The 26263-nt window shown below is 71.1% G+C and carries 26 protein-coding genes; 21 read left to right on the top strand and 5 right to left on the bottom strand.

What is annotated here, in order from left to right; genetic code table 11:
- Positions 1 to 30 precede the first annotated feature (30 nt).
- Entirely contained in the window at positions 31 to 528 is a 498-nt protein-coding gene (locus AB0K34_RS17955; protein ID WP_364549767.1) for a MarR family winged helix-turn-helix transcriptional regulator, read from the bottom strand.
- Positions 529 to 602: 74 nt separating this feature from the next.
- On the opposite strand from AB0K34_RS17955, the gene AB0K34_RS17950 reads away from it, so the two are divergent.
- From AB0K34_RS17950 to sigJ, 5 genes are all read left to right on the top strand, one after another.
- Entirely contained in the window at positions 603 to 1484 is an 882-nt protein-coding gene (locus AB0K34_RS17950; protein WP_364549765.1) for a haloalkane dehalogenase, read from the top strand.
- Positions 1484 to 2464, top strand: coding sequence for a zinc-binding dehydrogenase (locus AB0K34_RS17945; protein ID WP_364549792.1), 981 nt, complete (start codon positions 1484 to 1486; stop codon positions 2462 to 2464). Before AB0K34_RS17950 ends, AB0K34_RS17945 begins: the two co-directional genes overlap by 1 nt.
- A 248-nt stretch (positions 2465 to 2712) precedes the next feature.
- On the top strand, positions 2713 to 3168 hold the full coding sequence (locus AB0K34_RS17940; protein WP_364549763.1) for a MarR family transcriptional regulator: 456 nt from the start codon (positions 2713 to 2715) through the stop codon (positions 3166 to 3168).
- 130 nt (positions 3169 to 3298) lie between these two features.
- Positions 3299 to 3880 (top strand): carboxymuconolactone decarboxylase family protein, encoded by a 582-nt coding sequence (locus AB0K34_RS17935; RefSeq protein WP_364549761.1) that lies wholly within the window; start codon positions 3299 to 3301, stop codon positions 3878 to 3880.
- Positions 3877 to 4743 carry an RNA polymerase sigma factor SigJ gene (gene sigJ / locus AB0K34_RS17930; protein ID WP_364549759.1) on the top strand — a complete coding sequence of 289 codons (867 nt, stop codon included), beginning with the start codon at positions 3877 to 3879 and terminating at the stop codon, positions 4741 to 4743. Before AB0K34_RS17935 ends, sigJ begins: the two co-directional genes overlap by 4 nt.
- 236 nt (positions 4744 to 4979) lie before the next feature.
- On the opposite strand, the gene AB0K34_RS17925 is transcribed toward sigJ, so the two are convergent.
- Positions 4980 to 5873, bottom strand: a complete 894-nt coding sequence (locus AB0K34_RS17925) for an alpha/beta hydrolase (RefSeq protein ID WP_364549757.1) — start codon at positions 5871 to 5873, stop codon at positions 4980 to 4982.
- Positions 5874 to 5969: 96 nt separating this feature from the next.
- On the opposite strand from AB0K34_RS17925, the gene AB0K34_RS17920 reads away from it, so the two are divergent.
- The 4 genes from AB0K34_RS17920 to AB0K34_RS17905 all read left to right on the top strand — a co-directional run bounded on the left by AB0K34_RS17920 (position 5970) and on the right by AB0K34_RS17905 (position 9824).
- Complete coding sequence (locus AB0K34_RS17920; protein ID WP_364549755.1) at positions 5970 to 7004, top strand: helix-turn-helix domain-containing protein; 1035 nt, start codon at positions 5970 to 5972, stop codon at positions 7002 to 7004.
- Between the two features lie 142 nt (positions 7005 to 7146).
- A complete protein-coding gene (locus AB0K34_RS17915) occupies positions 7147 to 7458 on the top strand; it encodes a hypothetical protein (RefSeq protein ID WP_138632037.1) in 312 nt (103 codons plus the stop codon).
- Between the two features lie 357 nt (positions 7459 to 7815).
- Positions 7816 to 8766: a hypothetical protein gene (locus AB0K34_RS17910; protein ID WP_364549753.1), complete on the top strand. Its 951-nt coding sequence runs from the start codon at positions 7816 to 7818 to the stop codon at positions 8764 to 8766.
- Positions 8767 to 9329: 563 nt separating this feature from the next.
- The gene (locus AB0K34_RS17905; RefSeq protein WP_364549751.1) at positions 9330 to 9824 is read left to right on the top strand and encodes a hypothetical protein; all 495 of its coding nucleotides are present in this window, start codon (positions 9330 to 9332) and stop codon (positions 9822 to 9824) included.
- 70 nt (positions 9825 to 9894) lie between these two features.
- Here AB0K34_RS17905 and AB0K34_RS17900 read toward each other — a convergent pair whose 3' ends face one another.
- A complete protein-coding gene (locus tag AB0K34_RS17900; protein WP_364549749.1) occupies positions 9895 to 11139 on the bottom strand; it encodes a glycosyltransferase in 1245 nt (414 codons plus the stop codon).
- A gap of 483 nt (positions 11140 to 11622) precedes the next feature.
- Positions 11623 to 11865, bottom strand: a complete 243-nt coding sequence (locus tag AB0K34_RS17895) for a hypothetical protein (protein ID WP_364549747.1) — start codon at positions 11863 to 11865, stop codon at positions 11623 to 11625.
- Positions 11866 to 12113: 248 nt separating this feature from the next.
- Between AB0K34_RS17895 and AB0K34_RS17890 the strand changes: the two genes are divergently transcribed.
- On the top strand, positions 12114 to 12932 hold the full coding sequence (locus AB0K34_RS17890; RefSeq protein WP_364549745.1) for an NUDIX domain-containing protein: 819 nt from the start codon (positions 12114 to 12116) through the stop codon (positions 12930 to 12932).
- Positions 12933 to 13060: 128 nt separating this feature from the next.
- Here AB0K34_RS17890 and AB0K34_RS17885 read toward each other — a convergent pair whose 3' ends face one another.
- Entirely contained in the window at positions 13061 to 14251 is a 1191-nt protein-coding gene (locus tag AB0K34_RS17885; RefSeq protein ID WP_364549743.1) for an MFS transporter, read from the bottom strand.
- A gap of 60 nt (positions 14252 to 14311) precedes the next feature.
- Here AB0K34_RS17885 and AB0K34_RS17880 point away from each other — a divergent pair, with 60 nt between their 5' ends.
- The 11 genes from AB0K34_RS17880 to AB0K34_RS17830 all read left to right on the top strand — a co-directional run bounded on the left by AB0K34_RS17880 (position 14312) and on the right by AB0K34_RS17830 (position 26254).
- Positions 14312 to 14905, top strand: coding sequence for a TetR/AcrR family transcriptional regulator (locus AB0K34_RS17880; RefSeq protein ID WP_364549742.1), 594 nt, complete (start codon positions 14312 to 14314; stop codon positions 14903 to 14905).
- 91 nt (positions 14906 to 14996) lie between these two features.
- Positions 14997 to 15854, top strand: coding sequence for an SAM-dependent methyltransferase (locus tag AB0K34_RS17875; protein ID WP_364549740.1), 858 nt, complete (start codon positions 14997 to 14999; stop codon positions 15852 to 15854).
- Between the two features lie 318 nt (positions 15855 to 16172).
- Entirely contained in the window at positions 16173 to 17735 is a 1563-nt protein-coding gene (locus AB0K34_RS17870; RefSeq protein WP_364549738.1) for an amidohydrolase family protein, read from the top strand.
- Between the two features lie 70 nt (positions 17736 to 17805).
- A complete protein-coding gene (locus AB0K34_RS17865; protein WP_364549736.1) occupies positions 17806 to 18858 on the top strand; it encodes an ABC transporter substrate-binding protein in 1053 nt (350 codons plus the stop codon).
- A 2-nt stretch (positions 18859 to 18860) separates the two neighbouring features.
- Complete coding sequence (locus AB0K34_RS17860; RefSeq protein WP_364549735.1) at positions 18861 to 20471, top strand: sugar ABC transporter ATP-binding protein; 1611 nt, start codon at positions 18861 to 18863, stop codon at positions 20469 to 20471.
- On the top strand, positions 20464 to 21408 hold the full coding sequence (locus AB0K34_RS17855; RefSeq protein ID WP_364549733.1) for an ABC transporter permease: 945 nt from the start codon (positions 20464 to 20466) through the stop codon (positions 21406 to 21408). Before AB0K34_RS17860 ends, AB0K34_RS17855 begins: the two co-directional genes overlap by 8 nt.
- Positions 21408 to 22364 (top strand): ABC transporter permease, encoded by a 957-nt coding sequence (locus AB0K34_RS17850; protein ID WP_364549731.1) that lies wholly within the window; start codon positions 21408 to 21410, stop codon positions 22362 to 22364. The genes AB0K34_RS17855 and AB0K34_RS17850 overlap by 1 nt, the downstream gene beginning before the upstream one ends.
- On the top strand, positions 22364 to 23500 hold the full coding sequence (locus AB0K34_RS17845; protein WP_364549729.1) for a M20 family metallopeptidase: 1137 nt from the start codon (positions 22364 to 22366) through the stop codon (positions 23498 to 23500). Before AB0K34_RS17850 ends, AB0K34_RS17845 begins: the two co-directional genes overlap by 1 nt.
- Entirely contained in the window at positions 23497 to 24231 is a 735-nt protein-coding gene (locus AB0K34_RS17840; protein ID WP_364549728.1) for an MBL fold metallo-hydrolase, read from the top strand. The genes AB0K34_RS17845 and AB0K34_RS17840 overlap by 4 nt, the downstream gene beginning before the upstream one ends.
- Positions 24228 to 25046: an IclR family transcriptional regulator gene (locus AB0K34_RS17835; RefSeq protein WP_138632079.1), complete on the top strand. Its 819-nt coding sequence runs from the start codon at positions 24228 to 24230 to the stop codon at positions 25044 to 25046. The genes AB0K34_RS17840 and AB0K34_RS17835 overlap by 4 nt, the downstream gene beginning before the upstream one ends.
- On the top strand, positions 25043 to 26254 hold the full coding sequence (locus tag AB0K34_RS17830; RefSeq protein WP_364549726.1) for an alanine racemase: 1212 nt from the start codon (positions 25043 to 25045) through the stop codon (positions 26252 to 26254). Before AB0K34_RS17835 ends, AB0K34_RS17830 begins: the two co-directional genes overlap by 4 nt.
- Positions 26255 to 26263: the final 9 nt, after the last annotated feature.

The following is a 26263-nucleotide window of genomic DNA, read 5'->3' as shown; positions in this document are numbered from 1 at the left end:
TCGCGCCCGACAGCTCGCCTCGATCTCACATCAGTCGAGTTGGCTCTCGCTGATCGAGGTCAGACGGTCGGCGGCGTCGGGGGTCGCTTCGCCGATGCGGTTCAGCAGGCGGTGCAGCAAGGTGTGGAGGGCCTCGAAATCCTCGGGACTGGTCAGTTCGGCCCAGTGCTGTTCGATCCGGTCCCCCGCGCCGGCCGCCGTCGGCTGGACCGCTCTTCCCCGCTCGGTGAGGACGATCAGCCGGGACCTGGCGTCGCGGGGATTGGGGCGGCGTTCCAGGTACCCGGCCCGCTCGAGCTGGTCGACCGACTGCGCCATGGTCTGCTTCCGCACACCCGCGCGAAGGGCCAGGTCGCGGACCGTGATCCCCTCTGGCGGGACGAACGGGAACACCTTGGCGTCCCCGGACCGGATGTCACCGAAGCCCGCCTCGGCCAGAGCCGCCTCGATGCCGACGGTGTACTCGCGATGGAGCAGGCGCAGGAGCAGCGACAGCCTCGCACGCCTCGAAGTGGAGTCTCCCGGCATATTGACAGGTTCCTGTCTACTTTCTACGTTGGTCAGGTACCTGTCTAGTATGTCATTCTCCCAGGGAGAGCGCCATGCCCACCGCACCCGTTCTGGACTCGACGATCTTCTACCGGGAGGTCGGCCGCGGGCCGACCCCGACGGTCTTCCTCCACGGCAACCCCACGTCGTCCTACCTGTGGCGGCACGTCCTGCCCGTCGTCGGGGCCGTCGGCAGGTGCCTGGCTCCCGACCTGATCGGCATGGGCGAGTCCGGCAAGCCCGATATCGCCTACAGCTTCGATGACCACGCCCGGTACCTCGACGCCTGGTTCGACGCCCTCGAACTCGACCGGGTCGTACTGGTCGGCCATGACTGGGGCGGCGCGCTCGCCTTCGACTGGGCCGCCCGCCATCCCGGACGCGTACGCGGGATCGCGTTCACCGAGACGATCGTGAAACCGATGTCCTGGGAGGAGTTCCCGGCCGGCGCCCGCCCGCTGTTCGAAGCGATGCGGTCCTCCGGAGTCGGCGAGGCGATGGTGCTGGAGGAGAACGCCTTCATCGAGCAGGCGCTGCCTCGCACCGTCCCCGGGCTGAGTGACGAGGACCTCGCGGTCTACGGCCGCCCCTACCCGACCCGACGCAGCAGGGTGCCGCTGCTGCAGTGGCCTCGGTCGATGCCGCTGGACGGCGAGCCCGCCGACGTCGTCGCCAGAATCGACGCCTACGGCCAATGGCTGGCCGACAGCGCGGACGTGCCCAAGCTCCTGCTCGCCTTCGAGCCCGGCGAGAGCACGATGATGAGCCCGCAGATCATCGACTGGTGCACCGCGCACATGTCCGCGCTGGAGACCGAGACGCTCGGGACGGCCGGCCACCACACGCCTGAGGAACAGCCCGAAGTCATCGCCTCCTCGCTCGTCGCTTGGCTGGACAAGCACGACCTGCTCTCCACCGAGAAGGGCCGGGCGTGATGCGCGCGATCCGGCAGCACGCGTTCGGCGGCCCGGAGGAACTCCGGCTGGAGGAGGTGCCCGACCCGCATCCGTCGGCCGGCCAGGTGCGGATCCGGGTCGAGTCGGCGGGCGTCCACCTGCTCGACACCGTCATCCGCCAGGGGGCGGGCGGGCCGCGGGTCGCGCCTCGCCTGCCCATGACACCGGGCCGCGAGGTCGCCGGAACGGTCGACGAGGTCGGCGCTGGCACCGACACCGGTCTCCTCGGCCGCCGCGTCGTGGCCGACCTCGGCCCGCCCAGTGGCGGATACGCAGAGCTGGCGCTGGCACCTGCGGCGTCCGTCCACGTCCTGCCGGACGACGCCGACGCCGACTGCGCCGTGGCCATGGTCGGCACCGGCCGGACCACCATGGCGATCCTCGAACTCGCCGCGCCGGCCGCCGGAGACGTCGTCCTGGTCACCGCCGCCGCGGGCGGGATCGGAACCCTGCTGGTCCAGGCGTGCCACGCGGCCGGAGCGACGGTCGTCGGCGTCGCGGGCGGCCCCGGCAAGACCGCGCTCGCCCGCCGGACCGGCGCCGACCACGCCATCGACTACACCCGCCCCGACTGGCCCGACCGAGTGCGCCGGTCACTGGAGGGCAGGCCGGTGACACTCGTCCTCGACGGGGTCGGCGGCCGGATCGGCCGAAGCGCCCTGGAACTGCTCGGCGTCACCGGACGCCTGGTGATGTTCGGCTCGTCCTCGGGCTCCCTGACCGAACTGTCGGCCGCCGACCTGTTCAGCCGGGGCATCAGCGCCGCCTCCGCCGTCGGCGCACGCATCCTCCAACGCCCGGGCGGCACCCGGACGCTGGAACACGACGCCCTCCAAGCACTGCACGACGGACGCCTCGTCCCCGTGATCGGACAGAGGTTCGCCCTCGCAGACGCGGCCGCCGCCCACACCGCCCTGCAATCGCGAGCGACCACCGGAAAAACGGTCCTGCGCCCGTGACTCGCGATCTTCCTCGCAACGAAGGCATCGTGCACCACCGCCTCGTGCACTCAGCCACCGCCCACAACCGGCTCACCGGGCGCCCGCGGTCGCGGCGCATCCAGGCTTCGCCAGGGAAGACGTCGGCCATCCGGTTGGCGGTGGCCCGTCGCACCCCGGCCAGAGGGCGGAGAAGCCTGGCGGCCAGTCCTCTCAGTTCCTCTCACGGCAAATCAGCATCAGCCACACCCACACCCCTAAGGACCAGCATGGAACAGCGTCGGCCGTTGGGTTATTGGTTGAAGCTCCTCGACCAGCTCATCGAAGACAACCTCAACCGGGTCCTTGAAGCGGACGGGCTTCATCGCCGCCATTGGCAAGCGATGAACCTGCTCGCGCCAGGCCCCGACTTCGACCGCGCGGGCCGACGTGGACCGGCCACAAAAGAAGCGATCGCGCAGAGACTACGGCCCTTCTGGTCCGGGAGTTCGGTCGACGTGGACGAGGCGGTCGAGGAGTTGAAGCGGCGTGGCTGGATCACCGAGCAGGAACCCCACGCTCTCACCCCCGCAGGCAAGACCGCGCACGCTGCTCTGGCGCAGAAGATCCAGAGAGCAGGGCGCCAGATCAGAGCAGGAGTGACCGCAGAGCGATACGCCGACGCCATTGAGGTGCTCCGCCAAATGACCTTGAACGCAGAGAAAATGCATCAGACCGCGCCCTGAGCGCCTAGTGCACCTCCCGCCGAAGCACTTGCTGAACGCGCGATCTCTTCCCTGGGGGTGTCACGCCCGAGGGACGGGCGGTGTCTTCATGTTGAACAGCCAGAACACACACCTACACAGGGAGAACGTCATGGCGCTGCGCGTACCGAAGGCCGAGCTTCCCGCCGAGGTCAAGGAGAACATGATCAAGCAACTCGGTGACGTTCCCGAGAACGTCGAAGTGCTGTGGCACAGCCCCGCGGTCGCCCTGGACAACTTGGAGTTCGGCGCCAAGGCGGGCGCGTGGAGTGCGGCCGACAAGAGCCTCAAGTCGTTCGCGCACATGGCCGTCGCGGCGCAGGTCGGCTGCAGTTGGTGCCTCGACGTCGGCTACTTCCAGGCACGTAACGACGACCTGGACCTGACCAAGGCGAGCCAGGTGCCCCGCTGGCGGACCTCGGACGTGTTCACCCCGCTGGAGCGGGACGTGATGGAGTACGCCGAGGCGATGTCGAACACGCCGCCGACCGTCACCGACGAGCAGTACGCGGGCCTGCTGGAGCGGCTCGGCCCGGCGGCGATGGTCGAGCTCACCGTGCACATCGCCTTCGTCAACATGGCGACGAGGGCCAACGTGGCTAACGGGGTCTCCTCGCAGGGCTTCTCGGACGCCTGCGAGATTCCGCTGGCCGAGGTCCCGGGGAAGCCCCGTGCGGCGGCGTCGACGGCATGATCAAGCAAGCGACGGCCGAGGATCCGTTCATCGCCCACCGCAGCCTACTGTTCACCGTCGCCTACCAGATGCTCGGGTCGGCGGCCGATGCGGAGGACGTGCTGCAGGACTCCTGGCTGCGGTGGGCCGGCATCGACCGCGCGCAAGTGAGCGACCCGCGGGCCTACCTCGTCCGCGTCGTCACCCGGCAGTCCCTCAACCAGCTGCGCACGCTGTCGCGCAGGCGCGAGGACTACGTCGGCGAGTGGCTGCCGGAACCACTGCTCACCAGCCCTGACGTCGCCGAGGACAGCGCCCTTGCGGAAAGCGTCTCGATCGCGATGCTGACCGTGCTGGAAACGCTGGCTCCGGTGGAGCGTGCGGTGTTCGTGCTCCGCGAGGTCTTCGAGCTGCCCTACGGCGAGATCGCCGCGGCCGTGGACAAGTCCGCGCCCACGGTGCGGCAGATCGCCCGGCGGGCCCGCGAGCGGGTGGCGGCCCGACGGCCTCGGGTACGGGTGAGCCGGTCGGAGCAGCGAGCCGTGGTGGAACGGTTCCTGGCGGCGGTGCGCACCGGGCAGGTGGAGGAACTGATCGAGGTCATGGCACCGGACGTGGTCCTGATCCCCGACGGCGGCGGGCTCGCGCCCGCAGCGCGCGCTCCGATCCACGGTGCCGAACTCGTCGCGGAGTCGCTCGCGCGCCCGGGCCGGACGGTGTCGACCGTCTGGCTCAACGGCGCGCCCGCCGGCCGGATCGAGATCGGCGGCCGGGTGGCCGCGGTGAGCCTGGTGGTCGAGGACGGGCGGGTGACCCTGATCCACGCGGTGGCGAACCCGCAGAAACTGACGCGCCTGGAGAAGCCGACCGACCTCGCCAGATAGCCCCCGCGCCGCCGTTCCAGCGGACAGTCCTGTCTGGCCCGCGCAGCCGCAGGGTGGTGGTCCTCGGCACGCCGCCGACCATCACCCTGCGGCGGTGGTGTTCATGGCCACCACCGGCTGCATCTGCCTGCAACTCCTGCCCACCTTCGGCGCACGCTCAGTACGACCGCGCTCGCCCGCACAAGCAGTCGCGTCTTCACCACCAACCGTCCTCCTCCAACCGGGGGGTCGGCGGTTCATCCGGCCAGGCCGCGGCGCAGGGCGGCGGCGAGTTCGGCCATCTGCCGTTGGGACACCTCGGCGGGCAGCGCCTGGGACCCGTGGAACGTCCCGGGCCACTGGTGCAGTTCGACCGGCACGCCCGCCCGGAGCATCCGCAGCGCGTACTCGATGGCCTCGTCGCGCAGCGGGTCGAACTCGGCGGTGGCGACGTGGGCCGGAGGCAGGCCGGACAGGTCGCCGGCCCGCGCCGGCGCGGCGTAGTGGGTGGCGGGTTGGGAGCCCAGGTAGTGCCGCCATGCGACGGCGAGCTTGTCGCGTGTCATCCACGGCGTGTCCGTGAAGGTGCGCTGCGACCAGGTCTCCTGCCGGTCGTCGAGCATCGGCTGGTTGAGCAGTTGGAAGCGGATCGACGGGCCTTGCTCGTCGCGCGCCCGCAGCGCCAGCCCGGCAGCCAGGCCCGCGCCCATGCTGTGGCCGCCGACGGCGATGAGCTCCGGGGCGACGCCGAGCTCCGCGGCGTGCTCGGCCACCCAGAGCAGCACGGCGTAGGCGTCCTCGTGGGCGGCTGGGAACGGATGCTCGGGGGCCAGCCGGTAGCCGACCGAGATCAGCACCGCCCCGGAGCCGTCGGCCATCCGGACGGCCTGCGAGTGCTCGGAGTCCAGGTTGCCGAAGACCCCGCCCCCGCCGTGCAGCCAGACCACGGCGCCCTGTGCCCGGCCCGGCCGGTAGATCCGCACCGGCACGTCCGGGGCGGCGGGCACCGTGCGATCCTCGATCTCCAATCCCGTGGTGTCGGGCGGCGGTCGCAGGGCGGCGCTCGCGGCGAGCCCGGCGCGGGTGGCGGCCGGATCGGTCAGGTCGAGGTCGGGGAGCAGCGGGGCGAAGGCTTCCAGTTCGGGATCCATGCGGTCCACCATCGCGGTTACCCCCATCCCGAATCATCCGCCACCCGTCGGGCGTTCAGCGTCCGCCACGCACCGATCGGCGCCTATTCTGGCGCCATGGAGGCTCTGGCCGAACGGCTGTCGGGACTGGATCCGCACGTCGACGGCGTGATCCGCGTCGTGCTGTTCTACGACACGCTGATGCGCCGGCGGGTGGACCTGCCGGCGCTCGCCCGAGCCTCGGCGGGCCTGGCCGAGTGCACGGCCGGGATCCGGCTGCACGGCACCGGACGGGATATCCGCATGGCGCCCGACGGCCGGGAGGCGTCCGGCCCGCCCGCGCCCGCGTCCGGCACGGCGCCGATCACCCTCGACGAGGAGGAGATCGGCACGGTGTGGCTGGAACGCCCCGGCCCGCCAGGTCCGCTCGACGCGGCGCTGCTGGAGCGGCTCGCCATCGCCGCCGCCGGGGTCGTCGAGCGGTACGGTCCGGCCCGCACCACGATGGCCGATCCCGCCCTGGTCGAACTGGTCGTCAGCGCCGACGGAGACGAGGCGGCCCGCTCCCGGGCGTTGCGGCTGCTGGGATTCGCCGCCGACCTGCCCGTCCGCGTCGTCGCCGTGCGCTCGTCGCTGCCGCTCGACCGGATCGGGGCGCTGATCTGCCCGGCTCGTCCGGTGAAGGCGGCCTCGGTCGCCGACGTCGGAGTGATCCTGGCCGCCGCCGTCGCCCCGGACCGGTTCCCGCCGAACGTCCGCGCCGGCATCGGCGCCGCCGCGAGCCCCGACCGGTCCTGGCACCAGGCCCGCACCGCCCTGCGCTTCACCACTCCCCGTCAGCCGGTCGTCCACCACGACGACCTGGGCGCGCTGGCGTTGCTGGCTGAGATCCCTCCCGACGCCGCGCGCGGCAACGCCGACGTGGCCGCGATCGCCCGCATGGCCGACAGCCCCGAGGACCTGGAGACCCTGGACGCCTACTGCGCCACCGGCTCCCTGCGCGGCGCGGCCGACCTCCTCCACCTGCACCACAGCAGCGTCTCCCGCCGCCTCGAACAGATCGCCAAGGCCCTCGGCATCGAACTCACCGACCCCGCCGGACTGACCCGGGCCCGGCTCGCCCTCACCGCATGGCGGCTCCTGGAGCGTTGAGCCGCGCACGCCCCAGGGCTTGACGGTCTCCAGAAACGCGGCGGTCACGCGGGCGAAATCGTCCGGGCCTCCAGCACGCCGAGGTGACCGTGATCGCTGAGCAGGACGGCACGGCCCGGGGGGCGCGACGGATGTCGTCGAGTTGCTTGGCCTGATCGACGACACCGTCCTTCCCACTGATGACGTAGCAGGTGGGCACGAGCAGGCCGGGCAGTTCGTCGGCCTGGCTCGTAAACGCCCCTTCGGTGAGCCACCCCTGCCACATCTCCCGGCTGACGCCGAGCATGTCCTCGGCGAGCGACGCCGTGCGGCCGAAATCGACATCAGCGCCTCCGACGACGCCTACTGGGCCGCCAAAGAGCCGACCGGCCTGGAGATCGGCCGCTACAGCCACGGCGGCTTCTTCGGATGCTCCGCCGATCACCGGCACCCGGTGACGTTCCACAGCCAATGACCGGGCACGGCACCGCAATTGCCGACCGCCTGCACCGCCCGCGGCCAGGGACTCGACATCTTGACAGCGGCCCAATTTGACGTCTTGGCGAGCCGGCCGAGCACGGGCGACGGCGGCCGCTCCAGTTCCCCACGTGCGGTCAGTTGAGGCATCGCGTTCCGTGAGGCATTCCTGAGCCTCAGAAGCCCACTCACCCGGTGAGGGGAACGGGATCGCCCTGCCGGGTGAGGCGTCGCCGCGACGGTCGGTGCGATGTTCAACCGCATGACGGGTTCGAGACGTGGGATGACGGCATCCCGGCTGACGTGGTGGCGTCAATGGCCTCGATGGGTGGGCCGAGCAACGATGGTCTGGGGTGTGGCGTACGCGGCCTTCGGCCTGGCATGTGCGCTCAGCCCGACCCCGCTGCTCTACCGCGACGACACCCCGGCGCCTTCCGCGCTGGGCTGGGCAGTCGTGGCGGTGGGCTTTCTCGCGGTGCCGGCTTGTGTCGCGGTGGGGCGGTACGGGCTGCGGCCGACGCTGCGCGTGTGGCTGTGGGTGCTCTGCGGGCTGGCCGGGGCAGCTGCGTTCGGCCTGCTCATGGACGTCATCACGCTGATATTCGGCCAAGGGGTGGACAGCGGGGCGGCCGCTGCGAACCACGGGCTGGCGGCAACCGGGGCGCTCCTGTTGGCGGCCACGGCCCGGTCCGACCGCCGCCCGGCCACCGTCTCCGCAATCGCCCCACCCACCACGGTCGCCGCCCCGACACCCTCGGCCGCCTCCCGGACGGTCCATCTCGCTGCCTGCGCCGGGACAGCGGCCTTCCTTCCTTACACGGTGATGAAACTGATCTGGGCGTCCGGCGGTACCTTCGCCGGGACGACCGGCGACGAGATCATCGCGATTTCCGAGCGCAACGGCGCCTCGGGAATCTGGCTCACCCTGGAGTCGTGGGGACTCGACGGCACCGCGCTGTTGGCCGTGCTCGGGGTCTTCCTGCTCTGGGGACTGGTCCGCCCATGGGGCCAGGTCTTCCCGCGCTGGTTGCCGTTGCTGCACGGCAGCCGCGTCCCGCGCTGGCTCCCCCTGACCCCGGCCCTGCTCGGCGCCGCCACCCTCGCTCCGTACGGGGTGGTCGGGATCGGTTACACCACTCTGGCCACGGCCGGCATCGTCACAATGCGGCGCGGGGACTTCCACACCGCGAGTGACGCGCTGTTGGTCGGCTGGATCGGCATGGTCGCATTCACCGTGTACGGCGTCGCGCTGACCATCGCCGCCCGCTCGTACTGGCATCGAACCGTTAGATCTTCCGCTAACTAGCCGTCCGCGGGGAGTTTCGGCTGGTCACCCGAGATCCGGGAATTGCGTGGTAGCAAAATTTCTCCCGCAGTCTGTTCGCATGTCTGGTTCATATGTTCGCCACGATCGCCCTCTCATGCCGCTGGTCACGCTGTACTGCTCGCGTTCGGCTCTGCCGGTGTAGGGGCCCGCTCCACCCGTGCGCGGTCGGTCTCGTCTTGCCTCCCTCGGCCCCGTGTCAAAACGCTCTGGGCCCGACGGGACGATGATGTCGAGCACCTGCTCCAGTTCAAGGACGCTGTTAGCGCCATCGTGACTCGACTCAGCACCCCCTTGGAACGGCACGGTGAGCAGGCGGGGTGCGAGGGCTGAGCATGCCACGAAATGCCCGCCCCCGGATGCCGCTGGGACGCTCCACCGGCCGCCGACCGGTGGCCCGGCGCATCGATAACGGAAAGTTCGGTCCTCTGCGTGCGGGGCTCCCGTCAAGGGGCCCGCTGCATGCGACCGCCGACTTCCATCGCGGTCGTCATTGTTGATCAGTAGACTCCGGCCGAAGAAGCGATCTTCTGGGGTGAACAACGTTGCGCGCCGACATTTTCCTGGGCCGGACGAAACGGAATGCGCGGCTGGTCGTGCTGGGGGTCTTGGTGGCGGCTGCCGGAGCCTGCTCCGCAGACGAACCGAAGATCGACATCTCCGGGTTGCATGCCTGCGACGTCCTGGAAAGTACCCAACTGGACGCCATCGGGGTGGATCACGTGTCGGCGCAGAATCCGGCGGGCCGCGCGCAGGGGGGCGGCAGCAACGGCGACTATACGCGGTGCACGTGGAAGTCGTCCCCGCGCACCGCGTGGTACTCGATCTCGGTGTCCCTCCAACCTTCGCGTGACAACGCCTGGGTCGGGAAGAAGGGGAAGACCGAGCCGGTGTCCGGATCGCGCACCAGTCTTCTCGGCTATCAGATGTCGGTCGCGGCCGGCCCCGACCGGGGAGTGATCGGGATCGAGTTGCTACGAGCCAAGAAGCCGATACGCGAGATCACCGAGATGGTCGTCGAGAACCTGCGATCCGCTTAGATCGGGTGGCGGCTCCTGCTCATGCTGGCGGAAACGCCCATAACCCTGGCTGGGTGCGGGTGGACCGGCCCTACTGCCCAGGTCCGAGCAGGACGTCAACGGCGTCGCGTACGCCGTGGTGTTGGTTGGCCGACTCCCCCAGACTGGCCGCGCGTGCGGTGAAATCGGAGGAGTCCGACAGCGCGCGCAACCGTTCGATGAGCCGGTCGGCGGTGAGGCGGTTGAGTGGAAGAGGCGCGGGGCCGAGATGCTCCTCGTGGATGCGGCGCGCCCAGTAGGGCTGGTCCGCGATGTGGGGAACGGCCAGTTGGGGGACCCCGGCGAGCAACGCCGCATGCGTGGTCCCAGCACCGCCGTGGTGCACCACCGCCCGCATTCGGGGGAACAGCCAATCGTGCGGGACGTCGGCGATCCCGAGAACATCGTCGCCGGCTGGCCCGGTGAGATCTGTGCCGGAAAGGACCAGCCGCAGACCGGTCGCACGAGCAGCGGCCAGAGCGAGTTCGCGAGTTCGATCGGGCTGAACGACCGACATGCTTCCGAAGCCGAGGTAGATCGGCGGTGGGCCGGCCTCCAGGAAGTCGAGCAGTTCCTGCGGCGGCACCCAGTCGTCGGGTGTCGGGAGCGTCCACGGACCGGTGACCGTGACGTTGCGCGGCCAGTCCCGCGCGGCGGGAACCAGGAGCGGACTGGCCCCGAGCGCGGTGGGAACGGTGTCGAGAGTCCGGCGAAAGCCCTTCGCCCCCGTCTCAGGCATGCCCAGCCGGTGGCGGACGAGGCGACCCGCCTGGGTGACCGAGCGCGATAGGAGCCAGCGGCCCAGTCGGGTGCGGGACAGGTTCGCGGATTGGGTGCGGGCGTTCTGAGCGGTGAGGCCGCAACGGCCGTCCGCCGTTGGGTGAAAGGGGCAGAGCAAGGCGATGGCGTGGCCCGCACGGTCGTGCTGAGCGATCGAGGCGACCGAGTCCAGGGTGAAAATGCCGCTGACGAACAGGTCGGCGGTGCCGGCCAGGCTCAGGAGCCCGTCGGCGAGCGGTTGGGCGGCGTCGGCGTACACCCGCCGCATGTGGCGCAGTTCGCGGAAAGGCCGGCCGGCGGAGTCGGCGATCCAGGTGCGGCCGGCGCCGCTCGTCATCTGACCGGTGATCGACACCTCGAGCGGCTGGAACCGCAGAGCGCGGTCCGTCACGAGCCGCTCGGAGTCGACCGAGGCGGCGACGGTGACCTCGTGCCCGGCCGCCTGGATGCCCTGGGCGAGCGGGATCAGCGGCTGCACATCGCCGCGGGAGCCACCAGCGACCACCATTACACGCATGCCGTTCCCCAACCTTCATGCGAAACGACGAACTTACCATATGGCAACGTACGAGATTGCATTGCTTGCCCAGGTAAACTAGCCCCAGGCGAGGAACAAGCAGTTATCTCCGCCAGTGACCATCGACATTCGAGGCATGTTCCTGATTACTTTTTGGGTAGCCCGGACGGGCACCGAGCGAAGACGAAAAAGACGCCGCTCAAAGATGAGACGTGGCCGCATATCCCGTCTGAGCTGGCTGTTTGCTTTCGCGCGTCTTCCGGAGGCCCTGGTGCCGTCCGAGACGAGGACGGCGTGCTGCACCCGGTCCTCGCCGACTACCTGGCGTTCGTGGACTGGGACGGGCAGCACATCCGCGACCTGATCACCTGACAGCGGCCCACGCTCGGCTCTGCAACAGCGAACCGCAGCGCACGTCGGTGCACGCCGGTGAGCCTTTCGCTCTGCAGGTCCGCGTTGCTGGGAGAGTGTGATCAGGGCCGGTTAACGCCCCGAACCTGATCGGTCCCTACGAAGCTTCATGACCAAGGCGATGAGGAAGGCGATCTCAGCCGCGATCAGCACCCCACCGAACAAGCCTCGCCAGGAGAATTGTAATGCCCGGACCGGGGCCAGCTCCGCGATGATCCATGCTGCCAGCGCGCCCGCGACAACGACGCTGACCAGCAGCGACTGCCATGGCGAGAGGGTGCGTTTCTTGGTCGGGCGGTTCCGGCCGTTGTACATGAGCACCTCCGCCTTGTTTGAGGCGAAATGCTAGCCACATCCATCAGCCGTGCTGCGATCGGGTTTTAGGGGAAGACCGCCGCGTGGCCCAGGCGACCGCTTCGACATGCGCCATCTTGTCGCCAAGGTTCCGACCTGGCTCACCCCCGCAGCGACTGCGGTCACGCTCCTCAGCACTCGGCGAGCGACTCGATCTAATGTTCGAGAATACTGAGACGGGCGCTCCCTCGGCTTCTAGGCTCGATGCCGTGACGACCCCTGAACCAGCTGTTGAACCCGCCGAGCCGTGTCGCGGCTTCTGGGACGACACCGCCCGCATCCGGGCCGGCTACCTAGCCGAGGTGCCGACCCAGACCCTGGTGTTGAAGGTCGCCGAAGAGGTCGGTGAGGTCGCCGAGGCCTACATCGGGATGACCGGCGGCAACCCGCGCAAGGGCGTCCACAAGAACAGAACCGACGTCCTGGACGAGCTCGCCGACGTCATCCTGGCCGCTGCGATCCCCATGGTCGATCTGGCGGGCGGCGCCGCCCAGGCCGAGGCGCACATGGCCAGACGGCTCGGTGTCGTCTCCGCCCGCGATGTGGCCGCTCCCCCGGCTGGGGCCCGGGGCGCGAGCGGCTGGCACGGGTCCTTCATCGCACCTCACATCCTGCTGCAGCGCCAGGACGGTCACGTACTGATGCTGCGCCGCCACGCCACCGGATACCGCGACGGGTGGCTGTGCCCACCGGCCGGGCGGATCGAGCCGGGCGAGGACGTGCTGGCCGCCGCGATCCGCGAAGCCGCGGAGGAGAGCGGCGTCCGGCTACGAAAGCAGGACGCCCAGTTCGTCCACGTCATGCACCGCACCGAAACGACACTGCCCGCTCCGTGCCACGCGGTCAGCGACTACTGGTTTCGCTTCGACCGCTGGGAGGGCGAACCACGCGCCGCCGAACCCAACAAGGCATCGGAGGCGTTGTGGATCGACCCGGCGAACCCACCCGACGACCTGATCCCCCACTGCGCCATGGCCCTCGCCGCGATCATGCGCGGCGAACCGTTCAGCGTCCACGGCTGGTCCTGAGATCCACTTGTCGCCCCCGAGGGCCGGACGAAGAAACTCCGGCCGCTTTTCAGGCCGTCCACCACTTCGTTCCTGAACCGAGAAGGCCGACGACGATCTGCTGTAACCGGCCACCCTGAGCACCCGTCCTAACCACGCCCTCCAGTGATGCGTCCGGTACCGGCGAACAAGGCCAACGACGCCAGGGCGCTCACGGCGGCGATGAGCGGAAGCGCGCCAGAGCCGTGCGTGCTGAGTAGCCAGCCACCGAGACCGGCGCCGAGTGAGGCTCCGACATAGACCGCGCTGCTGCTGAGCGCCAAGGCTTGCGGCCCGGTCTCCGGTCCGGCCAACTGGAGGACGCGGGCCTGGACGGGCGGGGGAATCGCCCATGCGGCGGCCGACCACACCAGCAGGAGGACAACGACGACGGGAAGGTACGCGGGTCGCAGCGACCAGCACAGCGCGAGTCCGATCATGGCGGCGACGAAGACCACCGCCGCGGTGGTGAACGCCCGTCCCGAGCCGAACCGGTCGACGAGCCCACCACTGAGACGTGCTCCAGCGATGCCCGCAGCGCCGGTCAATGCCAGTAGCCCGCCCAGCATGGCCGGCGTCACGCCCGCCGCGTCGTGGAGGAAGGCCGCGAGATAGGTCTGGAACAGCAGATTTCCCAGCACCGCGACGACAGCGGCGAGCAGAACGCACAGCACGGCGGGACGTGCCAGAGGGCTGAGTCGCTCAGCGAGGCCGGCGGCCGGCGAGGGCGGAACATCTGGCACCGCCAGGCCCACGCAGACCAGCGCTATCAGGCCGAGAAGGCCGCCGAGCACGAAGGTGGCCTGCCATCCGAATGCCGCACCGGTCCAGGTGCCCAGCGGAACTCCGATGACAACGGCACCGGTCAGCCCGGTCATGACGGTGGCGAGGTGGCGGCCCTGCCGCTCAGGCGGAGAATGCGCAGCCGTGACCGCGAACACGGTGGGCAAGGTGACCGCAGCCGCGAATGCGGCCAGGATCCGCAATGCCATCAAGGCCGGATAGGAGGCGGCGAGCGGAACGGCGAAGTTGGCGGTGCAGAACAGCAGCAGGCCGCCGATGAGCAGGCGTTTCCGAGGCCATGAAGCGGTGACGACGGCGGCCACCGGTCCGACTACCGCGCACATCACCGAGAAGACGCTCACCAGCTGGCCGGCTGCCGCCTCGCTGACCTGTAAGTCGTGCGCGATGGACGGCAGCACCCCCACGATGACGAAGTCGTCCGTCTGCAGGGCCAGAGCAGTGATGGCGAGCGCGAGAAGCCAGGGCTCGGCGAACGCGCGGCGGCGTGTGACATCCATGGGACGTTAACGTAACATGTGTTTCCTTAACTTCGACCAACCGAGCCAGGAGCGCCGCCAGTGGCCAGACCCCGCGACCCGCACCGCCGCACCGAGATCCTTGACGCGGTTCTGGACCACCTCGCCCAGACCGGGCTGTCCAGCGGATTCTCCTTCCGGCCGATCGCGCAGGCGCTAGGCCACAGCACGCGCGTGCTCACCCATCACTTCGCCGACAAGGACGCGCTGCTGGCCGCGCTGCTGACACGTCTGGACGAGATCCAGCATGAGCAACTCCATGCGACGGAAGGCTGGGACGACACCGATCGGGGCATCGGATCGATCGTCCGCGACTCCTGGCACCGCCATCTCAGGCCGGCCAACCTTCCCTACACTCGCCTGATCCACGAGATCGAGGGACTGGCGGCCGCCGGGCGCCTCGGTGGCCAAGTTCCCAAGTTCCTGGCCGAGCGGGCCGAATTCGTCGCCGGGGCACTGACCGCCCGCGGACTCGATCCCCGCGAGGCGATGATCAAGGCGACCTACCTCAACAGCGCCTACGCCGGCCTGCAGACCGACCTGCTGATCACCGGCGACCACACCCGCGTCGAAGCCGCCCTCGACGACCTCTGCAAGCTCGCCGACTCCTGGACGGCAACGAACTCAGCCGGGTAATACTCGGACGGGACTGTCGAAGATCGGGGCGAGGTCGGAGACGGCGGTTACGTTGCCTGGTCGGGCAACTGCACTGCGGGATCGGGAGCGCATGGTGGCCGCGGAAGAACGTGAATCGCCGATCGAGATCCGTGATGACATACCGGCGTCGGCTCGGGTGTACGGATGGGCGCTCGGCAGTAAGGACAATTACCAGGTCGACCGCGACTTCGCGTTGAAGACCGCGCCCGCCTTTCCCGAGTCGATCGATATCAGCCGGCAGAACCGGCTGTTCCTGTACCGGGCGGTGCGGTACCTGGCGACCGAGGCCGGGATACGGCAATTCCTGGACCTGGGTTGCGGGCTGCCCACCGACAACAATGTCCATCAGGTCGCGCAGCGGTTCGCGCCCGACGCCCGCGTCGTCTACGTCGACATCGACCCGATCGTGCTGGCCTACGGCCGCGCGCTGCTGGCCGGGGACGGCTCGACCGTCGTCATCAACGCCGACTTCCGCGACCTGGACGCCGTCCTGAGCCACTCCGAGGTCGGGCGGCTGATCGATTTGGACGAGCCGCTGGCGGTGCTGTTCCTGTCGGTCGGGCACCACCTGACCGACGCCGACGATCCGCGCGGCATCCTGCACACCGTCATGGACCGGGCGGCGCCCGGCAGCCACCTGGCGTTCTCCCAGGTCGTCTGCTCCGACCCCGGCCGCGCCGCCGAACTCGACGCGCGCATGAACGCCGCCGGCATCCCGTGGCAGAACCGCACTCGCGAGGAGGTCGGCGCACTCCTGCTGGACGGACTGGAGCCGGTCGATCCGGGACTGGTCAACCTGCTGCATTGGCGCCCCGACCCCGACCAGCCGCCCCTGCCGCCCGTCCCCGACGAACTGGCCCAGTTCGTCGGTGCCTCCAGGATGGGACGAGACGTCTGCGAATACGGCGGCATCCTGCGAAAGCCGTGAACGGCATGTGGCGATCGGCGCGAGCAACGCCCTGATCGAGTTCTCCGCCGGGGAAGGCGCCATCGTTCATCAACCGAGCCCTCGGCAGGCTCCGTCCAGCCCGTCAGCCGGCGGGCCCATGTGTCCGGGTGAGGTCGTCCGGTAGCCCAGGCTGGCTCGCCCGCTGCGGGCCTTAGCGTAACCGTGCAGGTCAGCGGGTAGTTTTGCAGTGCAAAATCATGTGTTGTGAATCTGGTGCGGGGGTTGGTGCGCGCCCTAGCCTCCACGACTACCGGCACAGACGTCCGGTTACGTGGCTCCTGGGGTGAATGAGGTCCAATGTACGATCTGCTGGTTCGCGGGGGGACGGTGCTGGACGGCACCGGGTCCGCCCGCCGCCGCGCGGACGTGGCCGTCACCGCGGGACGCATCGCGGAGGTCGGCCTCCTGGACGGCGCGCGGGCCGCCGAGGAGATCGACGCGACCGGCCGGTACGTCATGCCGGGCTTCATCGACACCCATGTGCACGGTGACGCGGCCGTGTTCGACCCCGACGTGCAGCACGCCGCGCTGCGGCAGGGCGTCACGACGTTCGTGCTCGGGCAGGACGGCGTGTCCTACGCCCCGGCGAGCGCGGCGACGCTGCGGTACGTCAGCCGGTACTTCGCTCCTGTGAACGGCGTCCATCCGGGCCTGGACGACGGGCCGGTCTCGGTCGCCGAGCTGCTCGCCGGATACGACCGGAGGACGCCGCTCAACACCGTCTACCTGCTCCCCCACGGGACCATCCGGCACAGCGTCATGGGGACCGCGCGGCGGGTCCCGGAGGCCGGCGAGCTGGCGGCGATGCGCGCCCACGTCGAGCGGGGGCTGGCGGAGGGCGCGGCCGGGCTGTCCACGGGGCTGGAGTACGTTCCCGGCGCCTACGCGGACGCGGCCGAGATCGCCGCGCTGTGCGAGCCGGTCGGCGCGGCGGGGCTGCCCTACGTCACGCACATGCGCGGGTACGAGTCGGAGGCCGTCACGGCGATGGCCGAGGTGCTGGAGATCGCGCGCGCCGGACGCGTCGCCCCGCACGTGTCGCACTACCACGGCCCCAAGGACCAGCTGGTCGCGCTCGTGGACAACGCACGCGCCGAAGGCATCGACCTGACCTTCGACAACTACCCGTACCTGCGGGGGTCCAGCACGCTGACGCTGGTCACGCTGCCGGGCTGGCTCCCGATCGCCGACCTGGACGGCACGCTGGAGGCGCTCGCCGACCCGGCGGTCCGGCGGCGGCTGGAGCGGGAGTGGTTCGCGCACCGGCCCGAGGTGTGGCCGCGCATCACGTTGTCGCACGTCCCGTCGGACGAGTACCGCTGGGCCGAGGGCATGGCCCTTCCGGACGCGGCGGCGCAGGCCGGCAAGGCCCCTGGCGAGTTCTGCTGCGACCTGCTCGTCGCGACGCGGCTGGAGGCGGGCTGCGTGTTCGGGCAGCCGCCGACCAACAGCGAGGAGTCGGTGCGGGCGCTGCTCAAGCACCCCGCCCAGACGACCGGCTCCGACGCCATCTACCAGGGCGGGCATCCGCATCCGCGCGGCTGGGGCGCCTTCGCCCGGCTGCTCGGGCGGCACGTCCGCGACCTCGGCGACTGGACGTGGGAGCAGGCCGCCGTGCATCTGTCCGGCCGCGCCGCCGACCGCTTCCGGCTCGCCGGCCGGGGCCGCGTCGAGCCGGGGTACGCCGCCGACCTCGTCGTCCTCGATCCCGCCACCGTCACCGACCGCTCCACCTACGAAAGTCCCAGGGTGCCCGCCGAAGGCGTGGAACACGTCATCGTGAACGGCGTGGCCGTCCTCAGGGACGGCGCTCTCGCGGCGGCCCACGAGCCGCCCGGACGGGCCCTGACACCCGCCTGACCCCAGAACGACCCCCCGCCCAGTTCGCCGGAGCCCGCTCGGGCTCCGGACCAGCACAAGGAGTCCATCCATGATCGGTAGGTTCACGCGCGCCATCGTGGCCGTCACGGCGCTGGGCACGCTGACCGCCACGGCCGCCTGCGGCGTCGAGTCCGGCGACGGCGGCTCGTCCGGCGGCACCGGCAAGTCCAAGGCCCTCAAGGTGGGCTGGTCCACGATCTACCTGACCCCGTCGTGGATGCAGCAGACCGACAAGATGATCAAGGACGATGTCGCGAAGCTGAAGCAGGACGGCAAGGTCGCCGACTACCAGGTGTTCAACGCCAACGGCGACACCTCCCAGCAGATCGCCCAGATCCGGGCGATGATCCAGCAGAAGTACGACGTCATCCTGGTGGACGCCGGGTCGTCCACGGCGCTGAACCCGGCGCTGGAGCAGGCGGCGGACGCGGGCATCACGGTCGCCAACTTCGACAGCCTGGTCACCTCCGAGAAGGTCGTGCGCGTCGGCACCGACCAGACCGAGTGGGGCCGGATGATGGGCCAGTGGCTCGGCGACACGCTGGGCGGCAAGGGCAAGATCATCGCGTTCAACGGGCCGGCCGGCGTCGCGGTCAGCGAGCAGCGCTGGAAGGGCGCCGAGGAGGCGCTGAAGAAGTACCCCGGCATCAAGGTCGTCTCGAACGTGCACAGCGAGTACAACCTGGCCCCGGCCGCGCAGGCGTTCGCCTCGGCGTACTCCGCGAACCCCGACATCGACGGCGTGTTCTCGCAGGGCGGCGCCCTGTCGGCGGCGGCGCTGCAGACGCTCGTCAAGCAGAAGAAGAAGCTCGTGCCGATCACCGGCGAGAACTACAACGGCTTCCTGAAGCTGTGGCAGGAGAACAAGGACGCCGGGTTCTCGTCGCTGTCCACTGCGCAGCCCAACTACCTCGGCGTGATCGCACTGCGCGCGGCGGTCGCGAAGGCCGGCGGGGCGACGGTGCCGAACCAGATCACCGTGCCGCTGCCCAGGATCACCAACGAGAACCTGGCCCAGTACGTCAAGGCGGACCAGCCGGACGACTCGTACCCCATCCAGGACCTGCCGCAGTCCGAGATCGACAAGCTGATCGGCAAGTAGCCATGACACTCCTGGCCGTCGAGCGGGTCTCCAAGTCCTTCGCAGGCAACCGCGTGCTGCACGAGGTGAGCTTCGACGTCCGCGCCGGTGAGGTGCTCGCGCTCGTGGGCGAGAACGGCGCGGGCAAGAGCACCGTGCTGTCCCTCATCACGGGGCTGCTGGCACCGGACGCCGGGCGGGTCGTCTACGACGGCGACCCCGTCCGCGACTGGTCGCCGCACCGTGCGCGGGCCGTCGGGATCGGCTCGGTGCACCAGGAGCTCAGCCTCAACCCGCATCAGACCATCGCCGAGAACGTGTTCCTCGGCCAGTGGCCGGCGCGGCGCGGGCTCGTCCTGCGCCGCGACCTGGCCCGGCGCGCCCGGCCGCTGCTGGAGCGCGTCGGCCTGGACGCCGACCCGCTGACCCGGGCGGGACGCCTCCCCCTCGGCCAGCAGCAGCTCGTCGAGCTGGCCAAGGCGCTCGCGTCCTCCCCGCGCCTGCTGATCCTGGACGAGGCGACGTCCGCGCTGGACGACGACCAGGTCAAGAGCGTGTTCGAGGTCGTGGACGAGCTGCGCGAGGCGGGCTCGTCCGTGATCACCGTCAGCCACCGGATGGGCGAGCTGTTCGCCATCGCCGACCGGCTGACGGTCCTGAAGGACGGCGCGGTCATGGCCACCCGGGAGCGGGCGGAGACCGACCACGACGACATCGTGCGCCTGATGATCGGCCGGGAGCTGTCCGACCTGTTCCCGCCGAAGGCCGGGGCGGTCCCGCCGGGGACCGCGGCCGGCCCGGTCGCGGCGGAGATCGCGGCGATTCCCTCCGAAAAGGAGATCGCCGAGGAGAAGAAGGCCGCGACGGACGCGACACCCGTCCTCACCGGCAGGCCGGTGCTGAGCGCGCGGGGGCTGACCGTCCCCGGCGCCTGCGCCGGCGTCGACCTCGACCTGGATCCCGGCCGGATCATCGGCCTCGGCGGGCTCCAGGGCCAGGGGCAGCGGGCGGTGCTGCGCGCGCTGTTCGGGCTCGTCCGGCACACCGGGCGGATCGAGCTGGACGGGCGCCCCGCCCGCCTCGGGTCGCCGCGCGCGGCGATCCGCGCCCGCATCGCCTACGTGCCGGAGGACCGCAAGGTCGAGGGCCTGCACGTGGCGCAGACCGTCCGGGCGAACCTGTCCCTCACCAACCTCGACGTCGTCACGCCCGCGCGGCGGCTCACCACCGTCGACCGCGGGGCGGAGGCCCGGCTGGTCGACGACCTCATCGAGCGGATGCGGATCAAGGTGGCCGGGCCGGAGCAGGAGGCGCGCCGGCTGTCCGGCGGCAACCAGCAGAAGGTCGCGCTGGCCCGCTGGCTGCCGTCCGAGCCGCGGGTGCTGCTGCTGGCCGAGCCGACCCGCGGCATCGACGTCGGCACCAAGCGCGAGATCTACCACCTGCTCCGCCGGCTGGCCGACGGCGGCGTGGCGGTGCTGGTCACCTCGGGAGACACCATGGAACTGGTCGGCCTGTGCGACGAGGTCGCCGTCATGTACGAGGGCGCGGTCGTGGACCGGCTGTCGGGCGGCGACCTCACCGAGGAGCGGCTGGTCCGCGCCTCCGTGACCGGGACGGTGGCGCATGCCTGACCGCCTCACCGGGGCGCTGCGCGGCAACGTGGACGTGGCGGGCCTCGGCGCGCTGCTGGTCGTCCTGCTCGCCGTCTACAGCCACTACGACCCCGAGGTGTTCACCCCGGCGTCGATCACGATCCTGTCGGCGCAGTTCCTGCCGCTGATCCTGGCCGCGATGGGGCAGAGCACCGTCATGCTGGCCGGCGGCATCGACCTGTCGCTCGGCTCGGTGCTGGCGCTCGCGATGGCGGTGTTCGCCGTCCGGGCCGAGGACGGCGTCGTGCTCGCGGCCGTGCTGGCCCTGCTGGCCGCCGCCGCGACCGGGGCCGCGAACGGCGTGCTCGTCGCGTACGCGGGGCTGCCGCCGATCATCGTGACGCTGGCCGCGTCGTTCCTGTGGGGCGGCGTCACGCTCGTCGTGCTCCCCCAGCCGGGCGGCAGCGTCCCGGCCGGCCTGGTCAAGGCGTACAACAACGGCTGGAACGGGATCGCGCTGCCGTTCCTGGCGATCGCCCTGGTCCTGGTGCTGTGGAAGGTCGTCCGGACGACCCGGTTCGGGCTCTCGCTGTACGCGGTCGGCGGCAACGAGCACGGCGCCTACGCCAGCGGCATCGCGACGCGGAAGGTGAAGATCTCCGCCTACGCGCTGGCCGGCGTCTTCGTCGGCCTCGCCGGGATCGGCCTCGCCGTCCAGACCGGCTCGGGGGACGCCACGATCGGCGCCCCGTACACGCTCAACTCGATCGCCGCGTCCGTGCTCGCCGGGGTCAGCTTCTTCGGCGGCGTCGGGCAGATGCGCGCGACCGTCCTGGCCGCGCTGCTGATCGGCCTGCTGACGAACCTGCTGCTGTTCACCGGGCTGTCGCCCTTCTACCAGCTGATCATGCAGGGCGCGGTGCTGATCGTGGCGATCGCCGTCAAGACGTTCGCGACCCGGGAGAGGACGGACTGATGACCGCGCTACCGCGCGCCGCCGCAGTGCCGAGGGTGCTGCGGGACAACCGCGCCGCCTGGGCGTTCGGCGTGCTCATCGTGACCTGGATCGCCGCGATCCTGTTCGCGAAGGGCTTCGACAGCGTCTCCAGCGTCCGCTACCTGGTGCAGACCGCCGCGTTCCTCGGCATCGTCGCCGTCGGCCAGACCCTCGTGATCATGATGAGCGGCATCGACCTGTCGGTGTCGGGCGTCGTCGCGCTGTCGGCGGTCGTGTGCGCGCAGGTCGCGTCCGGCTCGGGCGGGACGGCGGGCATCGCCGCGGCGCTCGCGGCGAGCGTCCTCGTCGGGATCGCCAACGCGGCCGGGGTGACCTGGCTGCGGGTGCCGCCGATGGTGATGACGCTGGCCACCGGCACGATCGTCGCCGGCGCGCTGCTCGTCTACACCGACGGGTCGCCGAAGTCGGCGAAGGTGCCGCTGCTGGCGTCGTTCGCCAACGACCGCGTCGCGGGGGTGCCGCTCGCGTTCGTCCTGTGGATCGCCATCACCGCGGTCGCCGCCTGGCTGCTGCACGCCTCCCGGGTCGGACGGTACGTGTTCGCGCTCGGCAACGGAGAGCGGGCCTCGCGCGCGTCCGGGGTGCCGCTCGCGCGCACCGCGTTCATCGCCTACGGGACGTGCGCGCTGCTCGCCGGGGTGTCCGGTCTGGTGCTGCTCGGGTTCACCTCCACCAGCTCGCTCACGATGGGCAACCCGTACCAGCTGCTGTCGATCGCGGCGGTCGTGCTGGGCGGGACGTCCATTCTCGGTGGGCGCGGGCACGTCCTCGGGACGGTCGCGGGCGCCCTGCTGCTGACGCTGCTGACGGCGCTGCTGGCGGCGTGGAACGTGTCGGAGGGCGTCCGGCAGATCGTGCTCGGGCTGCTCATCATCGCGCTGCTGCTCGCCTACGCCCGGGAACGGCGGTCCTGATGACGTCCTCGGGGGAGCTTCTGCGGGCCATGGTCGGCATCGCCAGCGTCAACCCGCGCGCCGGTTCCGGGCCCGGGTTCGGCGAGGCGGCGATCGCCGAGTACGTCCGCGACTGGCTGGCCGGACACGGGATCGAGGCCGAGCTGCGGGAGGTGCTGCCGGGACGTCCCAACGTCGTCGCGACCGTGCCGGGGCGCGGGCCGCGCATGGTGCTGCTCGAATCGCACCTGGACACGGTCGAGACCACCGGCATGTCGATCGACCCGTTCGCCGGGACGATCCGGGACGGCCGCCTCTACGGCCGCGGCGCCTGCGACGCCAAGGGACCCCTCGCGGCGTTCATGCGGGCGGCGGTCGAGCTCGCCGCCGACCCGGCGGAGACGGGGGTCGTCCTCGCCGGGGTGATGGACGAGGAGCACGCCTACCAGGGCGTCCTCGGCCTGATCTCCGACCTCGGCGACATGCCGGTGGTGGGCGCGATCGTGGGCGAGCCGACCGGGCTGGTGCCCGCGACCGCGCACAAGGGCTGCGTCCGCTACACCGTCCGCGCGCTGGGCAGGGCCGGGCACAGCTCCCGGCCGGACGAGGCCGTCAACGCCGTCACCCTGATGTCCCGCGTGATCGACCACATCGCCTCCGCCGAGCCGGACGTCGCGCCGCATCCCCTGCTGGGGCCGGCGACGCGCTGCGTCACCCGGATCAGGGGCGGTGAGGGGCCGAACACCATTCCGGGCCGCTGCGAGATCGACGTCGACCGCCGCACCCTCCCCGGCGAGGACCCCCTCGACGTGTGGCGTCGCGACCGCGCCGAGCTGACCGCCCTCCTCCCCGGCCAGATCGAGGTGGACGAGCCGTTCACCGTCGACTACGCCCTCGACACCCCGGCGGCCAGCCCGGTGCCGGCCGCGCTCTGCCGCGTGCTGGAGGCGGCGGGACGTCCCGCGGCCGTCCAGGGCATGCCGTTCGGCACCGACGCGAGCAAGCTGGCGCGCGCGGGCATCCCCTCGGTCGTCTTCGGCCCCGGCTCGATCACCGATGCCCACTCCGCGGACGAATCGGTGGCGCTCGCCGACGTGGACCTGGCGACCAGGCTGGTCGTCGACACCGTCCGGTCCCTCGACGGGGGCCCGGCGTGAAGCTGACGGAGCACATCGACCTCATCGGCAGCGGAGCGGCCGGGTTCGACCTCACCGATCCGCTGGACTGCCACGTGTACCTCGTGAGGGGGCCGGCCGGAGCGGCACTGATCGACTCCGGAGCCGGGGCGTCCGCCCGGGAGTTCGCCCAGCGGCTGCGCGGCGAGACAGGAGAGCGGCATCTGCTGCTCACCCACGGGCATGCCGACCACGCGGGCGGCGCCGCCGAGCTGGCGCGGAGCGTGGAGGGGATCGCCGTTCGCGCGGGGGCACCGGCGGACCAGTGGATCGCGTCCGGCGACGAGAAGCTGCTCAGCGTCGACCGCGGCAAGGCTGCCGGGGTCTACCCCGACGAGTACGCGTTCGCGGCGTGCCCGGCGGTGCGTCCCATCGCGGACGGCGAGCAGGTCGACCTCGGCGGGGGCGTCGTCCTGCGGGCCGTCGCCACCCCCGGGCACGCGGACGGGCACATCTGCTACCTGCTCGACGCGCCCGAAGGGCGAGCGCTGTTCTCCGGCGACTGCGTGTTCACCGGCGGACGGATCTCGCTGCAGAACCTCCACGACGCGCGGGTGCCGGAGTACGCCGCGAGCCTCGCCCGGCTCGCCGGCCTGGAGGTCGACATGCTGCTGCCGGGCCACCACGAGATATCGCTCGCCCGCGCCGGACGGCACCTGCGAGCCGCGCGGGACGTCCTCAGCCGCGGCCTGCTTCCGGGGAGCACCACATGACCGACGAGGCCAAGCCCCGCAACCAGTCGTCGTCGCTGCGCCGCGCGCTCGCGGTGCTCGACCACGTCCGCGACCACGCCGACGCGCGGGGCATCTCGCTGACCCGCATCGCCGACGACCTCGGCATCAGCAAGAGCACGGTGCTGCGGCTCACGCAGCCGCTCATCGACGGCGACCTCCTCACCCGGGACCGGGACACCGGCTGGTACCGGCTCGGGCACGGCGCACTGCGGCTCGGCCAGGCGTACCTGTCGACGCTGGACATGCGGGCGGTCGCCGCCGACCCGCTGCGCCGCCTCCAGCACGTCGTGGGCGAGACCTGCCACCTCGTCGTCTACGAGGCGCCCGACGTGGTCTACATCGACAAGGTGGAGAACGAGCACAACGTCCGGATGGCGTCCCGGGTCGGGATGCGGATGCCCGCCTACCGGACGGCCGTCGGCAAGGCCATCCTCGCCTGGCTCGGTGAGGACGACTTCCAGCTCGTGGTCGCCGCCGGGATGCCGCCGCGCACCGAGCGGACGATCACCGACCCGGCACGCCTCGCCGCCGAACTGGAACGGGTACGCCTGTCCGGGTACGCCGTGGACGACCGGGAGAACGAGCCGGAGGTGCGGTGCGTCGCGGCGCCGATCTTCGACCACACCGACCGGGCCGTGGGCGCGCTGAGCGTGTCCGGGCTGACGTCCCGGATGACGCCGGCGCGGGTCAGGGAGGTCGGCCCGATGGTGGCGCGGACCGGCCTGGAGATCTCCCGCGTGCTCGGCTCGTCCCGGCCGCGCCGCCGCCGCAACGACGAAGGGAACCAGCCGTGAACCTCACCATCCCGAACGAGCAGGCCGACTGGCGGACGAAGGGCCTGTGGCAGCCGCGGGCCGTCCCGCTGGAGGAGTTCGCCGCCGCCCGGCATCCGCTGTTCGGCGGCCCGTTCACCTGGCCGGTCATGGTGGCGCGGCGGTCGGCGCTGGACCACAACATCGCGGCGCTCGCCGCGTTCTGCGGCGAGCACGGGCTGGCGTTCGCGCCGCACGGCAAGACGACCATGGCCCCGTCGCTCTTCCAGGACCAGCTGGACGCGGGCGCCTGGGGGATCACCGCCGCGACCGCGAACCAGGTCCTCGCCTACCGGACGTTCGGCGTCCCCCGGATCCTGCTGGCCAACGAGCTGCTCGACCCGACCGCGCTGCGCTGGCTGGGCGGCGAGGTCGACCGCGGCATGGAGTTCCTGCTGTACGCGGACTCGCCCGAGGGCGTCGCCGCGATCTCCGCCGCGGCCGGGGAGCGTCCGTTCCGGGTGCTGGTCGAACTCGGGCACCCCGGCGGGCGCACCGGCTGCCGCACGGTCGAGGAACTGGCCGGGGTCGCCCGCGCGGTCGCCGCCGCGCCCGGCGCCGAACTCGCCGGGGTCGCCGGATACGAGGGCGGGCTGCCGGACGTCCCGTCCGCCGCCGCGTACCTGCGGGCGCTCCGCGACGCGACGATCGCGCTGTCCCCGCTGCTCCCCCGCGACGTCGTCGTCACCGCAGGCGGCAGCGCCTACTTCGACCAGGTCGCCGAGCAGCTCGCGGGCGACTGGCTGCCCGGTCACGACCTCACCGTGGTCCTGCGGAGCGGCGCCTACGTGTCGCACGACGACGGCATCTACACCAGGAAGACGCCGTTCACCCGGGTGCCCGGGTCGCTGGACGCGGCGCTGGAGATCTGGGCGCAGGTCACGTCCGTGCCGGAGCCCGGCCTCGCGATCGTGGGGATGGGCAAGCGGGAGGCCCCCTACGACGCCGGGCTGCCCGTCCCGCTGAAGCTCCGCCGGGCGGACGGCACGATCGTCCCGGCCGAGGGGCTGAGCGTCACCGACACCAACGACCACCACGCCTACGTGGCGTTCGGCGACCAGGCCCCGCGCCCCGGCGACCTGATCTGCTTCGGCATCTCCCACCCGTGCACGGCCTTCGACAAGTGGCAGGTCATCCCCGTCGTGGACGACGACCACACGGTCATCGACCTGATCCGCACGTACTTCTGAGAGGACGCC

The sequence above is a fragment of the Actinomadura sp. NPDC049382 genome (assembly GCF_040677125.1).
GTDB classification, from domain to species: domain Bacteria; phylum Actinomycetota; class Actinomycetes; order Streptosporangiales; family Streptosporangiaceae; genus Spirillospora; species Spirillospora geliboluensis.
Note: the sequence above shows the minus strand (reverse complement) of the source record. Positions and strands in the feature narration are given on the sequence as shown.

Excerpts from the sequence above, each read along its gene's own strand:
- AB0K34_RS17955 (WP_364549767.1), bottom strand. The coding sequence starts at position 528 with ATGCCGGGAGACTCCACTTCGAGGCGTGCGAGGCTGTCGCTGCTCCTG.
- AB0K34_RS17950 (WP_364549765.1), top strand. The coding sequence starts at position 603 with ATGCCCACCGCACCCGTTCTGGACTCGACGATCTTCTACCGGGAGGTC.
- AB0K34_RS17945 (WP_364549792.1), top strand. The coding sequence starts at position 1,484 with ATGCGCGCGATCCGGCAGCACGCGTTCGGCGGCCCGGAGGAACTCCGG.
- AB0K34_RS17940 (WP_364549763.1), top strand. The coding sequence starts at position 2,713 with ATGGAACAGCGTCGGCCGTTGGGTTATTGGTTGAAGCTCCTCGACCAG.
- AB0K34_RS17935 (WP_364549761.1), top strand. The coding sequence starts at position 3,299 with ATGGCGCTGCGCGTACCGAAGGCCGAGCTTCCCGCCGAGGTCAAGGAG.
- sigJ (WP_364549759.1), top strand. The coding sequence starts at position 3,877 with ATGATCAAGCAAGCGACGGCCGAGGATCCGTTCATCGCCCACCGCAGC.
- AB0K34_RS17925 (WP_364549757.1), bottom strand. The coding sequence starts at position 5,873 with ATGGATCCCGAACTGGAAGCCTTCGCCCCGCTGCTCCCCGACCTCGAC.
- AB0K34_RS17920 (WP_364549755.1), top strand. The coding sequence starts at position 5,970 with ATGGAGGCTCTGGCCGAACGGCTGTCGGGACTGGATCCGCACGTCGAC.
- AB0K34_RS17900 (WP_364549749.1), bottom strand. The coding sequence starts at position 11,139 with ATGCGTGTAATGGTGGTCGCTGGTGGCTCCCGCGGCGATGTGCAGCCG.
- AB0K34_RS17895 (WP_364549747.1), bottom strand. The coding sequence starts at position 11,865 with ATGTACAACGGCCGGAACCGCCCGACCAAGAAACGCACCCTCTCGCCA.
- AB0K34_RS17885 (WP_364549743.1), bottom strand. The coding sequence starts at position 14,251 with ATGGATGTCACACGCCGCCGCGCGTTCGCCGAGCCCTGGCTTCTCGCG.
- AB0K34_RS17875 (WP_364549740.1), top strand. The coding sequence starts at position 14,997 with ATGGTGGCCGCGGAAGAACGTGAATCGCCGATCGAGATCCGTGATGAC.
- AB0K34_RS17870 (WP_364549738.1), top strand. The coding sequence starts at position 16,173 with ATGTACGATCTGCTGGTTCGCGGGGGGACGGTGCTGGACGGCACCGGG.
- AB0K34_RS17865 (WP_364549736.1), top strand. The coding sequence starts at position 17,806 with ATGATCGGTAGGTTCACGCGCGCCATCGTGGCCGTCACGGCGCTGGGC.
- AB0K34_RS17860 (WP_364549735.1), top strand. The coding sequence starts at position 18,861 with ATGACACTCCTGGCCGTCGAGCGGGTCTCCAAGTCCTTCGCAGGCAAC.
- AB0K34_RS17855 (WP_364549733.1), top strand. The coding sequence starts at position 20,464 with ATGCCTGACCGCCTCACCGGGGCGCTGCGCGGCAACGTGGACGTGGCG.
- AB0K34_RS17850 (WP_364549731.1), top strand. The coding sequence starts at position 21,408 with ATGACCGCGCTACCGCGCGCCGCCGCAGTGCCGAGGGTGCTGCGGGAC.
- AB0K34_RS17845 (WP_364549729.1), top strand. The coding sequence starts at position 22,364 with ATGACGTCCTCGGGGGAGCTTCTGCGGGCCATGGTCGGCATCGCCAGC.
- AB0K34_RS17835 (WP_138632079.1), top strand. The coding sequence starts at position 24,228 with ATGACCGACGAGGCCAAGCCCCGCAACCAGTCGTCGTCGCTGCGCCGC.